This window comes from Candidatus Fermentibacter sp., assembly GCA_030373045.1.
Taxonomy (GTDB): Bacteria; Fermentibacterota; Fermentibacteria; order Fermentibacterales; family Fermentibacteraceae; genus Fermentibacter.
Map to the genome: position 1 here is coordinate 11,812 of JAUCPW010000050.1, position 12,774 is coordinate 24,585.

Here is a 12,774-nt window from a genome sequence, read left to right on the forward strand (position 1 = left end):
TATGACGGGGGAGCCCCGGCCGGGCCTGCTCGCCTGGCTGCGCTCCGTGGGCGCACCCGTTCCGCCGGGCATCACGGAGGATGACTGCGCCCGCCTCTCGTCGAGCCCCCCCGAGTCCGCCTTCGAGAAGCGCCCTTCCACCACCCGGATAGTCGTGCACCATTCCGCCACCCGCGACGGATCGATGCGGCACTTCAGGGTCATGCACAGGGTCGTGTCGGGATGGACCGACGTCGGCTACCACTATGTCATAGGCAACGGGATCCTGGCAGGTGACGGCCTCGTCGAGCCCGGCCGCCCGGCATGGGCGGTGGGCGCCCACGCCCGCGGCTCCAATACCGACAGCATCGGCATCTGCCTGGTCGGAGACTTCACTGCTTCGCTCCCGTCGCCACGCCAGGCCGCGTCGCTGTCGAAGCTGCTCTCCCGGCTGATGGAGGAGCACGGCATCCCGAAGGACTGCGTGCTCCTCCACCGCGAGGTTCCTGGCTGCGTCACCGAGTGCCCCGGCACGCTATTCACCCGGGGGTTCCTCGAAGGTACCGTCCTTACCTGATCAGGATCATCCGCCCGGTCTGCCTGGAGCCCGGAGCATCGAGCCTCATGAAATAGAGCCCGGCCGGGGCGGCCGATCCGTCGGCGGTGCAGCCATCCCACCGGATCGAGTGTGTCCCGGCCGCGAACTCGCCCTCGGCAAGGATCTCGATGCATCTGCCGGCCATGTCGTAGACCGCGAGCCTCATGGCCCCGCCCGAAGCCGGCACCTCGACGGGTATGCAGGTCGAACCGTGCGAGGGGTTGGGCCTCGGAAGGCCGAGTGAGAACTCGCCTGGCCCGGCTCCGCCTTCGATGCCCGTCTCCGGTTCGAGCGTCAGCCTGAACGACCAGTCGCCTGCAGTCATGTTGACCCATCCGGAGCTCGCGTTGTGCCACCAGCTCCGGTTCGTCCTCGGCTGGTCGAGATCCGTTCCGACGCCGAGAGCCTTCGTATCGGGCCAGTGCGTCACGAACCAGAGGTCGCCGGGATCGTCGATCCACACGTCCAGTGGCACTTCCAGCCAGGCCGGGGCCGAGGGCGCCGACAGGTTCTCGGCGGTGTAGTAGGGGTTCGCGATGTCCGGCATCCCGCTGCCGTTGTCCGGGCAGAGGGCCGCCCAGTCGAAGGGCTCGGTGGAGTTGACGTGAACCCTGAAGAGGGTGGCCCTGAAGGGAGTGTCGATGGTGGGGGTGAAACGGGTCGCGAACATGTCGTCGTCCAGGGAACCGACCCAGTAGTAGGTGTCCCACTCCCCGTCGTCGTAGATGATCTCGTACACGATTTCGACTGGCTGAAGGGCGCTGTTGTTGCCGGGGACATAGTCGTCCGCCACAGATACCGATGCCGTGGCCTGCCCCGAGCCGATCGCCGCAGGGATCCAGGCGGGGAGTGTGGCCTGTGCCGACGCGCCCGCAGCCACTCCGGCGACGGTCGTGCTCTGGCTGTAGACCTGGGAGCCGCCGATCTGGATCTGCATCGAGACCGTGATGCTCTCTGTGTAGGTGCCGGTGTTCTGCACCGCCACGACCGGCGAGGCGGACATCCCGATGGTGTTCTCGGCGTAGGGGCACAGCACCGAGATCGCGGCGGCGTCGTGATATGCCCGGAGGCCGGTGGAGAGGGTGTCGTTCCCGTGGTACGAGTCGCCGGCGAGGAGGGTCTGCGCGGTGAAGGTCCAGCTCCCGTAGGATGGGATCGTCCATGAGTCGAAGGAGACGTTCGTCTCCTGGCCGGCCCCCAGGCCGGTGACCGTGGCGTTGTCGGACCAGACCGTGGTGCCGCCTGCGTTCCTGATCACTGCCGAAACGCCGAAGGTCTCCGAGGACAGCCCCAGGTTGGAAACCGTGACCTGCGGAGTGACCGTGTTGCCGACCTGCTGGTTCTCGGCGGGGGAGAGCACGGCTACTACACCGACGTCGTGCTGCTGCGCCGCCATGATCTGGATCGAGTAGACCTCGCCGCCGTTGCCCATCTCGCGGGCGTGAACGGCCTTGCCGCTGGCAGTGGCGAACGATCCGTCGTCGCTGATGTCGACGCTGTAGATCGATCCGGGTTCGTCGATGCCGTCGAGGAGATGGAAGATGATCCCGCCGTCGTGGTCGAAGGCGGTGAACACGTCGCCCGAAGTGCCGCCGTACTGGCCCCAGGAGCCCGCGACTATCACCGAGCCGTCGTCGCAGACCGCGACCGAGGAAACCTCGTCGCCGTAGCTCCCGTACTGCCAGAGAGAGGACGGGGTTCCGCCCGAGGGCCAGCCTATGCAGAGCACCCTGCCCTTGTACGGGCTGAAGCCGAGAGTGCCGGCCGCCACGGTCAGCCCGTCGTCGCTGATGGCGACCGACGTGACCCAGCTGTCGCCCGACGTGATCTGCGCCGAGAGCTGCCAGGCCGATCCCGACCAGGCGTACATCCTGACTTTGCCGTTGAAGTCGCCCAGCACGAAACGGGATCCGTCGCCCGAGATCACTCCGCGGGTCTGCCCGTAGTTGCCCACGGGCGAGCCCACCAGCGCACCGTTCGACATGCTGTAGACCTGGGCGCCGGTGGATGCGTCATAGGCGCTGACGAGCACCCTGGAGTTGTTTGCCGAGATGTCCACCCCGTAGATGCCGTTCCCGACGGTAGAGATGGGTACGGTCCACAGCACGGCTCCGGTCGATGTGTTCAGGCACACCAGGTTGTTCTGTATGTCGGCAAAAACGAGCCTCGTACCGTCCTCGGAGATGTCCTGGTGCGATCCGGGGTCGGCCATCAGGGTTGGCGTCCCGCCGCTGCCCAGCCAAGCCAGGGTTCCGAGCACGTTGTTCGTCGCCGACCACGCGAGGCCCGCCGCCGAGGCGATGTCGACATTCCCGCCGCCCGTGGAGACAGGGTAGGTCCACTGCGGTGTCGACGAGCCGCAGGTCACATACCGGCTCACGCGCGTGTTGTTGAGGTACCAGCTCGTGAAGATGCCTTCGCCCCCGCCGCTGATGGCTGTTTCCTCGGCGATGGCGTTCTGGTGGGCGCGGTCCACCCAGAGGGTGCTCGCTCTGTACCCGCCGCTGGCACCGCCTGCCTCCGGCACTCCGGGAAGGATGGTCGAAGGTGCGGTTGCCCCGGGGGAGCACTCCGTAACCGAGGATTCGGCATATGAACCGTCAGGCATGATGCCTTCTACGGTGGAATGGCCCGCGGATCCCGCGGCGCCAACTAGCAGCGATGCGACTACAGGAAGGAAAAGCATCTTCTCGACCTCCTAGAGCCTCACACCCCATCCGTACTTCTCGCCCGGCCGGCCCTCGCCTCGACCGTCATCACCCGACTGCACTAAACTACACGGTGGAGCCCGCGATCCCAACCTCTTCCGCCACGGCACCCGCTATTGCCCGAGGGCTCGTCCAGGCCTTATATAAGCGCGCATTGTACGGGAGGATTGGAACACATGGCGATCGTTCTCTCATTCGTCCACATTCTCGCCTGCATCCTTCTCATCGGCGTGGTGCTGATGCAGAAGTCGAAGGGCGACGGCCTCTCCGGTGCCTTCGGCGGCGGCGGCGCGCTGACCGCTTCGTTCGGCACCCGCGGGGCGGCGACTCTGCTGTCCAAGCTCACGACGGTATTCGCCGTGGTCTTCATGCTCTCTTCGTTCTTCCTCGCTCTCATCAGCAGGTAGGAACTGCTCTGGGTGCCGGGGTGGTGGAATTGGCAGACACGCTAGGTTGAGGGCCTAGTGGGCGAAAGCCTGTACGGGTTCAAGTCCCGTCCCCGGTACCAGATTGCAAAAAGGTCGCTGGAAGACAGTCCGGCGACCTTTTTCTTTTCCAGACCGCGTTCGCATCTGCAAGCAAGGGTTCTTCACCGTAGGTAGGGAACTAGTCCAGTTCAGGCTGCTTCTATTTCATCCAAAACCTCACAAGGTTAAGATCATCGTGAAGAAGACCATCACGTATCGGCGCCCGCCTTGACCCGGCCAGTCTGACAATGCATCACTGGACAAGTGAATGGCTGCGGATTCTCTTCAGGGAGGCGCATATGAAGCTATTCCTGATCATGTTGGCGGTTGTCGTGTCGTCAGCAAATCCGGACTCAGCCACTCAGACAGACTGGTCGGGATACAAGAGTTCGGGGTACTGCGTACAGAATTGGGGTACAACCTTCGAATCCAACTCGGGAACTGACTGGGTCAGATCAGGTCAGTTGACCATCCTGCCTCCGACAACCCTGTTCGCCCCAGCGAACACACCTACCAGTGGGATCTGCAGCAGCGACCATGATGATGATGGGTATCCCGATGTTGCTCTCTGTCTCAACGATTCCTACTACTGGCTCGAGAACCCGGGAACCTTCGAACCCGCCTAGGAAGCCCACTTCGTGGCTGCGTCTCCGCTCAGTTATTCGACCAACATAGCTGCCGCCGATATGGATCGTGACGGCGATTCCGATCTGATCGCCTCGGGGGCCCCTGGAAAGTGCTACATCCTGTTCAACTCCATGAGCGGGGAAAGCTGGGAGATCTACCAGGTGCCGCAGTGTTCCGCCTTCAGGCAGGTAGCTGCGGGAGACATCGACAATGATGGAGATATCGACCTGGCCTGGGCTTCTATCAATGGCAGCATTGTTGCCTGGCAGGAGAACTTGAACGGAGCAGGCACGATGTGGCTGCGACAGACTATTGGTTATGTGAACCCAGGAGCTTGGGGTGTCTGCCTTCTCGATGCAAATGGTGACGATTACCTGGATGTAGCGGTGACCCCAGGGTATCCCCAAGGTGGGGTCTGGCTTTACTTGTATGCCCCCAACGGCGCTGTGAAGTGGACCCCCTGCCCGGTCGACACAACAACGATGGAGGTCACGGGATGTTTCGAGATCTACGCGGGCGATATCGACGGCGACGACGATCCCGACCTACTCACGGGCAGCTACGATTCTCCCGCAGGTGTTGTTCTCTGCTGGTTCGAGAACACGAGTGAGTCAGGTGACTCGTGGGAGCCCCATCCTCTTCCGTTGCCGCTTGGCGAGGGGGTGGGGCCGCTTGGCGAGGCAGTGGGATACGGGATTCACGATATCGATGATGACGGTGATTCCGACATTTTCGGTGGTGTGTACTGCTTCAGTAGCCTGAACATCCTGAGATGGTGGGAATCCGTTCCCGGTGGTGACTTCATCGATCACTGCATCGACGATGCATATCCACACCCCGGACAGGCCTGCTGCCTCGATGTCGAAGACAGCTCGATAAACTGCTATCTGGTAGCCGTATCGGAAAACTCTGCCGGAGTGAGAGCATGGATTCCTGAGCTTTTCAGAACCGGTCCGACACAGCTGTACTCGAATCTCCTCTACCTGAACTGTGATCCGGACTACTCCTGGGTCGAAATGACTGACGTGACTCCAGAAGGAACGTCAGCATCCATACAGGTTAGAGCCTCGGACAACCCTGCTGCGATGGGCGACTGGTCGGACGAGATCTATGAGCCATGCTCACTTGATGGAATCCTGGACGATAACGCAAGCTGGCTCCAGTACAGAGTGAACCTCCAGACCAGCGATCCGGAGACCACCCCTGTCCTCGAGGATGTGGCCGTTTTCTGGAACCCGCTTTCCAACGAACCCGGGCCTATCCCCGACTCGCACCAGATGCTGCCCATATCACCCGATCCCGCCTTCGGGCCGGTCTCGGCGGTCATCGGCCTGTCGTCGAGTGTCGCTGTCACTCTCGATGTCTTTGATATCACCGGGAGGATGGTCGAGAGCACCTCGCTGTCAGAATTCCAGCCAGGATGGCACACTGTTCTCCTGGGAGAGTTCCTGCCGGGTATCTACTTCGTACGGATGCAGGCGGAGGAGTTCGAGGCTACAGAGCGCTTCGCGGTCCTGGAGTAGGCTTACTTGATTCGAATCATCGACCACGGGAGAGCATGAAGGATAACCCCGGCCCTGCCGGGGTTTTCTTCATCTCTGACAGATCCTCGAAAGCGCCCGGCCCTGTCCTGGAGCGGTCTGTCCGGACGATTCCGCGAAGACTTGCGCGACGGCCCGGAAATGCCGAGAATTGCGTGTCTCGAGCCGATGGAGAGGCGAATGAGGGTTCTCTTCCTGATCCACGACGTGATCACGATCCCCCTCGGCATCACCTACATCGCCTCCATCCTCCAGAAACGGGGTCACGAACCGGGGGCCCTGACGATCCGGGATCCGGAACTCGACCGCCGTGTGAAGGACTGGAATCCCGACGTGATCGCCTTCGGCTGCACGACCGGCTTCCACAGGCAGTACTTCTCCGTGGCAAGACGCCTGAAGGACCAGCATCCCGACATCCCGATCATCGCGGGCGGGGCACACGCCACATTCTTCCCCGAGGACTTCGACCGGAATCCCTTCATCGACTACATGATCATGGGCGAGGCAGACACCGCCGTGACCCAGATGGTCGAAGCAATAGAGGGATCGAGACCGTTCCCGGACGTCGGCAACCTCATCCGGAGAGACTCCGGGCGAACCGTGAGAAATGCGATGCTCCCCCTCGTGGAGGACCTCGACACGATCCCGTTCCCGAAGAGGGACATCCTCGTCGGATACAGGCCCTCGACCGCCGACAGGGCCGCATTCTGCATCACCGGGCGCGGATGCCCCTACAGCTGCACCTACTGCTTCAACCACAGCCTGAAGAAGCTCTACAGCGGGCTGGGGACCTACGTCAGGAGGCGCAGCGTGGACAACGTGATCGGCGAGCTCGTCGAGCTGCGCGACGCGTCACCCGCCCTCCAGATGATAGTGTTCCAGGATGACACATTCGTGCTCGGGCACGACTGGGTCAGGGAGTTCTGCGAACGGTACCCGTCGGAGGTCGGCCTGCCCTTCCACTGCCATGTCCGTGCGAACCACCTCACGCCCGGGATTGCGAAGGTGATAGCGAAGGCGGGCTGCCTGAGCGTGAAGATGGCCGTGGAGACGACGGACGACAGGGCGCGCAACGATATCCTGGGCAGGAACATGGATATGGAGACGATCAGGGGCGCATGCAGGTCTCTGAAGGATGCCGGCATCAGGTTCGTGACCCAGAACATCCTCTGCATCCCGACCTGCTCGTTCGAGGATGACGTGCGCACCATGTCGTTCAATTCCGAGATGAGGCCGGACTTCACCTTCGCCACCCTGCTGCAGCCGTATCCCGGCACGGAGATAGCCAGGTTCTGCAAGGAGAACGGATTCATCGACAGTGCCGCGGAGGCGCCCGAGACGCCCGACTCGTTCTTCCACGCGAGCGTTCTGGACATCCCGGACAGGAAGAGGCGGGAGAGGCTGAGGGCCCTCTTCGCTCTTTCGGTCGAGTTCCCCATCCTGATGAAGCTGGCGGGGTTCCTGACGAGACTGCCTCTCGGGGGGCTCTACTCGTTCATGGACAAGATCTGGAAGGGCTACTGCATCAAGCAGCGGATCTTCCCGTACAGGCTGACCGCGGCCGAGTACGCGCGTGACGTCATCTCCTACTTCCGCAGCAACTACTACTAGGTCATCCACCGCGAACAGCGACACGACAGCATCCTGCCCCCACCGCGGGCCCGTCTTCCGCCTGAGATGCCCGCACCATGCAGGGTGTGGGGCTGTGCCGGCCAGCTCCTCGAGACCTCCAAAGGGGGTTTCTGATGCTTCCACAGACTGATCCCGGTATCACATGCCACCAGTGTGCAGGTGGACCACGCCGCCCGCTGGTGCCATGCATTGCCATCCGCCGCGCGTTTTGGTATTGAAAACAGTCAGTGAGCATCAGGACCCATCCTGAAGCGGTGGTGTAGAATGGACGTTGCAGCCATTGCCGCGCTGATACTCTCGATTCTTTCGCAACCCGCCGATCCATATTCGACTGCGGTCCAGACAATGAACCCGGATCCCGACTGGGTCGATCCCACCCCGTGGGAGTTCGCAGCACAGACCGGAGCCTACGAACCCTTCCGGGTCACACCCGTGCCGGGGGCCGACGAGTCGCCGGAGATGGTGATCCTCTTGGAGGAGGGGCTGACGCAGCAGATCGGCACGGAGCTGGTCCAGCAGTGGATGGACGACATCCAGGCCGAGGAGTACAGCGTCCAGGCCCTCGAGATCTCTTACGGCACACCGGAGGAGATCAAGGGCCTGCTCGACTCGCTGTACGATCTCGGACTCGAGGGTGCAGTACTGGTCGGGAATCTCCCGGCGGCATGGACGGCGGTGTGGGACACCGAGGCGCACCTGGGCGAGAAGTGCCCCACCGACTACTTCCTGATGGACCTGGATGGAGAGTGGCTTGACCTCTGGGTGAACTTCCCGCGCGACAGCGTGGCAGGCCAGGACGGCTACTATGACACCTTCCTGGGATCGCTCGATCCCGAGATCTGGGTGGGCAGGATCAGGGTCGACAACCTGTCGGCGCTGGGCGACCCGGTGGCCATGCTCCAGGCCTACCTCCAGCGCAACCACCAGTGGCGCACGACGGGGGATCCGCCTCCCGCCAGGGCTCTCTGCTACGTCGACGACGACTGGCAGGCTATGGGCGATATCTACCAGGCAGCGCTGGAGCTGTTGTACGAGGACGTCGATCTCTTCTCCAGGAGCCCCGAGACCTGCGAGCGCGACTACGAGGAGTTCCGGCTGCCCGATACCTACCAGTGGGTGAGCCCCTTCGTGCACTCCAGCCCGAACAACCACTTCTGGATGCCCGCGGGGGGCACGACGAACTGGAGCGAGATCGTCCCGATAGCGCCCCCGGCACGCTTCTACAACCTCTTCGCATGCTCGAACTGCCGGTTCACGACCACGAACAACATGGGCAGCATCTACGCGGTGGCCGCCCAGAACGGTCTTGCAGCAGTGGGCAGCACCACCAGCGGCGCCATGCTGCAGTTCAACTACTTCTACGGCCCACTGGGCGGCGGCGGCAGCCTCGGCGAGGCCTGGAAGCTCTGGTGGGACCGTATCGCACTGAACGGCCTGAGCCAGGTAGAACTGAACTGGCACATCGGCATGGCCCTCCTTGGTGATCCCTCCCTGGTACCCTCGATGTTCCTGACCGGGATAGGCGGGCAGGAGGGAGCAGGCGCATTCATGCTGTCCGTGGCACCGTCCCCCTCGACCGGTCCTGCTACTGTCACCGTCCTGAACTCTCCCGGGCAGGGCACTTCGGTGGATGTCTTCGACACCTCGGGCAGGCTCGTCCGGCGGACGGTCCTCGATGGCTGCGGTGCCGAGGCCTGCGTTCAGATCGACATCGACATCCCGGGCGTGTACCTCGTGCGCGCGAGCTCGGGCGGTCAGACGGAGGTCCGGCGCCTGGTCGTGATCGAGTAGTCCCCGGCCGCCACCGTCTCGCTCGCGCCATTAGCGGCAGCGATCTCCCCACTTCCTTGACGTCCGGGCGTCCTGGACATCCCGGACAGGAAGAGGCGGGAGAGGCTGAGGGTCCTCTTCGCTCTCTCGGTCGAGTTCCCTGTCCTGACCAGGCTCGCGGGAATCCTCACCAGGCTGCCTCTCGGGGGGCTCTACTCGTTCCTCGACAAGATCTGGAAGGGCTGCTGCATCAAGCAGCGGATCTCCCGTACAGGCTGACCGCGGCCGAGTACGTGCGCGACGTCATCTCCTGCTTCCGCAGCAACTACTACCAGGTCTGAATCGGACAATACGCCGGTCCAGGCACCCGTCCGCCGGGTACCATGACCGCGCATCCGGCTGCCCCTGGGGCCGGATCGACCGGGCTGACTGCGGAAAGGCGGGCAGGAAGGCCTGCCCGCCAGCGGAATGGAAGAGGCTACCAGGGGCTGGGCAGGCCCCACTTGGTGCAGAGTGCCGACGAGACTTCCCGCAGCTTCCTGGGAGGGCACATCACGAAACGGCACTGGGCGTCGCCGCGCGCAATGCAGGTGACCTCGCGGGTATCGAGCTGGATGCCCATGGCCTCGCCGCACCAGCCGGCAGAGTAGCCGCACGTGAGCCAGCAGACTGTCTTGGTGGTGGCGATGCCCCTCCGCTGGAACGATTCGGCCTCGTATGAATGGGGATGGTCGATGGCGAGGAGGTAGGTGTCGTCGGAGGCGGGGTTGCTCTCCTCGAGCACCCTTGCCTGGGCGAATCCGCCCAGGGCGAAGGACATCGGTCCCATCGCAAGCCTGTGCTCGGGGGGCATGTCCGGGAAGCGGCTGAAGTAGTACCTGCAGTCCGACGCCCCGATCGCCTTGCCGATCCTGTATATGGCGGCATCTGTGCCCGATCCCAGGACCTTCTCGAGTTCCTCCCGGATGCTGACGGCGATGGATTCCGCACGGTACATGACGTAGCGCTCGCCCGAGACGAGGTGAGCTCCGATACTGGCATCCCAGGTCCTGTCCTCGAGCAGTCCGGCCGCACGGGCCTCCACTGCCTCGAACAACGGGGCAAAAGCCGGGGGACAGGTAACGTACTTGGTCATGCCGTCTCTCCCTGGAGGTGGTGGGATCATTTAGCCGGCGGACCGGCGGGGGATGGGCTGCATACTGACGCATCAGGCGATCCCCGTCAACTCGGTTTCAGCACTTCGAAACCCGCTCGGCGGGCATGCCGCGTGATAGACATCGTCCGGGCCGAAGGGCCGGAAATGGTTCGAGACCCCTGCAGTCCGGCCCGGGCTTGCCCTGTGAGTGCGGCTCGGCGATCTTCCAGCGCGGTCGCTCTGTTCGGATCGGTACTGAAATGCCGGAGGCGGAGGAGCAGTGAGGGTACTCTTCGCGGATTTCATCAGATCGGAGATAGGCGGAGGGCACATGGTGCTTGCCAGGCTCGCCAACCGTTTCGCGGGCGATCCGGCGAAGGGCGTCACTCCGCTGGTGTTCGTCAACGACATGGGCCGGTTCGCGGAGAGGTTCCTCGACGAAGGCGTGGCCAGGACCATGTTCCGTTTTCCCGGCTCGCTCCGGAAGGTCGACAGGAGAAGCGGCCTTCTCGCGGCTGCGGTCCTCCTGGCAAGGCTGACACCCTTCCTCGTGTCGTTCACGATCCGCCTGACGCGCCTATGCGTGCGGGAGAGGATAGATCTCATCCACGCCAACGGGATGACGATGCTGGCCCTCGCCGTGCTGCCGTCACTGCTCTCGCGGGCGAAACTGGTGTTCCACATGCACGACGCACTCCTGACCGAGGAGGAGGGCGGCAACATGAGCCGCGGCGGGAGGAATGCCCTGCTCCTTCTCGCGGGGCGTTTCGCCTCAGCGGTGATCGCGAACTCGGGGTTCGTGAGGGATGCGGCGGTGTCGGCCGATCTCCGCCTCGCGTCGAAGACGGTCACGATCCACAACGGAGTCGAGGAGACGTCTCCCGAGCCGCTGCGCGCCGGAGCCCCGGGTGACGGGCTGAAGATGCTGAGTTTCGGCAGGCTGGTGCCCGAGAAGGGATTCGCACAGGGCCTGGAAGCCGTCGCGATCCTCAAGGGCAGGTACGGAATCGACGTCGAGTACTCGATACTCGGCGTGGGCCCCGACTCCGACCGCCTTTCCGGCCTGGCGGCATCGCTGGGCATCGCCGACAGGGTGAGGCTGCCCGGGTTCGTCGACGAGGTGAGGCGCTGGATTGCCGAAACCGACGTGGTCCTCGTGCCCTCGCTCTGGCAGGAGCCGTTCGGCCTCACGGTGATCGAGGCGATGGCGTGCGGAAGGCCGGTGATCGCGACGAGGGTGGGCGGCATCCCCGAGATAGTCACCGAAGGGGAGGACGGCTTCCTGATAGATCCCGGCAACGCGGCCGGAGAGGCTGCGGCCAGGATTGCCGCCCTGGCCGCCGATCCTGCACTCGGGTCCCGCATGGCGGCCTGCGCGGCGGAAACCGTGGGACGGCGGTTCACGATGGATGTCATGGCCGGCCGTGTAGCCTCACTGTACGCTTCACTCGTCGCGGAGGCCTGACGCGGGGCTTCGCGTCGTCGACCCGCCCGCCCCGATCACATCGACAGCGGCCACCACATGGTCCGCCAGATGCTCCGGAGCCGGTGACCCTGTCCCGGTTTCAGGGGACCATCCCTCGGCGGTCGATCCACCCGCACCGAACCGGGCTTGCATGAAAGAATGCTCCGAGATATGTTCCGCTGACCGAACGGTCAGTCAGGAGGCGTGATGAGCGGCAAGGAAAGGATTCTGGAGGTTGCGGAGGATCTCTTCGCCGAGAGGGGATTCACCGGCACCTCGATGAACGAGATAGCGGAAAAGGCTGGCGTGGCCAAGAGCCTCATCTACCACCACTTCGAGTCGAAGAAGGACCTGTGGCGAGCCATGGTCAGGCACTACCACGACAGCTCCGATCTCCTCGAGAGGTTCTTCGCCACCCTCTCGGACGACGACCCTGATGTGATGGTCGATCTCGTGACGGGTCGCGACGGCCTCTTCGAGTTCTTCAGGAAGAACCCCAAGCTGGTCAGACTCTTCTCGTGGCTCAACGTGCAGAGCGAATTCGAGCCGGAGTACCTCGACGAGGAGCTGAGGGGAAGGATCATCAGCAGGCTCCGCGACCTGCAGAGGAAGGGTTGCATAAGACCAGACATCAACCCTGCCGTCATCCCGGTGGTAGTGCTGCTCTTGACGATGAACTGGTTCGCGTCGAGGTGGCTGTTCGCAGGCTGGTTCGGGAACACCGTGCCCGGGGAAGACATAGATGATGCATTCATTGGCGGTGTGATGGACATCATCGTGAGAGGAACCACGTGCGATGAGAAGGCCTGACGTCATTTCCATGGCACTCCTGCCGTTGATGGCGGCCGGATG

10 protein-coding genes and 1 tRNA gene are annotated in these 12,774 nt (G+C 63.4%); 9 read left to right on the top strand and 2 right to left on the bottom strand.

The window, feature by feature from the left end; translation table 11 throughout:
* The first annotated feature begins 1 nt into the window (after position 1).
* On the top strand, positions 2 to 556 hold the full coding sequence (locus QUS11_08670; protein ID MDM7993373.1) for a peptidoglycan recognition family protein: 555 nt from the start codon (positions 2 to 4) through the stop codon (positions 554 to 556).
* On the opposite strand, the gene QUS11_08675 is transcribed toward QUS11_08670, so the two are convergent.
* Positions 549 to 3,263 (bottom strand): FlgD immunoglobulin-like domain containing protein, encoded by a 2,715-nt coding sequence (locus tag QUS11_08675; protein MDM7993374.1) that lies wholly within the window; start codon positions 3,261 to 3,263, stop codon positions 549 to 551. The genes QUS11_08670 and QUS11_08675 overlap by 8 nt on opposite strands.
* Before the next feature lie 198 nt (positions 3,264 to 3,461).
* Between QUS11_08675 and secG the strand changes: the two genes are divergently transcribed.
* The 6 genes from secG (at position 3,462) to QUS11_08705 (ending at position 9,343) form a co-directional block, all read left to right on the top strand.
* Positions 3,462 to 3,692 carry a preprotein translocase subunit SecG gene (gene secG, locus QUS11_08680; protein MDM7993375.1) on the top strand — a complete coding sequence of 77 codons (231 nt, stop codon included), beginning with the start codon at positions 3,462 to 3,464 and terminating at the stop codon, positions 3,690 to 3,692.
* A gap of 14 nt (positions 3,693 to 3,706) precedes the next feature.
* Positions 3,707 to 3,793, top strand: a tRNA-Leu gene (locus QUS11_08685).
* 258 nt (positions 3,794 to 4,051) lie between these two features.
* On the top strand, positions 4,052 to 4,378 hold the full coding sequence (locus QUS11_08690) for a hypothetical protein (protein ID MDM7993376.1): 327 nt from the start codon (positions 4,052 to 4,054) through the stop codon (positions 4,376 to 4,378).
* A 12-nt stretch (positions 4,379 to 4,390) separates the two neighbouring features.
* A complete protein-coding gene (locus QUS11_08695; protein ID MDM7993377.1) occupies positions 4,391 to 5,902 on the top strand; it encodes a T9SS type A sorting domain-containing protein in 1,512 nt (503 codons plus the stop codon).
* 198 nt (positions 5,903 to 6,100) lie between these two features.
* Complete coding sequence (locus QUS11_08700; GenBank protein MDM7993378.1) at positions 6,101 to 7,531, top strand: radical SAM protein; 1,431 nt, start codon at positions 6,101 to 6,103, stop codon at positions 7,529 to 7,531.
* A 285-nt stretch (positions 7,532 to 7,816) separates the two neighbouring features.
* Positions 7,817 to 9,343, top strand: a complete 1,527-nt coding sequence (locus QUS11_08705; protein MDM7993379.1) for a C25 family cysteine peptidase — start codon at positions 7,817 to 7,819, stop codon at positions 9,341 to 9,343.
* Between the two features lie 457 nt (positions 9,344 to 9,800).
* Here QUS11_08705 and QUS11_08710 read toward each other — a convergent pair whose 3' ends face one another.
* Positions 9,801 to 10,457, bottom strand: coding sequence for a 4-vinyl reductase (locus QUS11_08710; GenBank protein MDM7993380.1), 657 nt, complete (start codon positions 10,455 to 10,457; stop codon positions 9,801 to 9,803).
* A 280-nt stretch (positions 10,458 to 10,737) separates the two neighbouring features.
* On the opposite strand from QUS11_08710, the gene QUS11_08715 reads away from it, so the two are divergent.
* Both QUS11_08715 and QUS11_08720 read left to right on the top strand, forming a co-directional pair.
* Positions 10,738 to 11,922 carry a glycosyltransferase gene (locus QUS11_08715; protein ID MDM7993381.1) on the top strand — a complete coding sequence of 395 codons (1,185 nt, stop codon included), beginning with the start codon at positions 10,738 to 10,740 and terminating at the stop codon, positions 11,920 to 11,922.
* Between the two features lie 207 nt (positions 11,923 to 12,129).
* Positions 12,130 to 12,732, top strand: a complete 603-nt coding sequence (locus QUS11_08720) for a TetR/AcrR family transcriptional regulator (GenBank protein MDM7993382.1) — start codon at positions 12,130 to 12,132, stop codon at positions 12,730 to 12,732.
* Positions 12,733 to 12,774 lie beyond the last annotated feature (42 nt).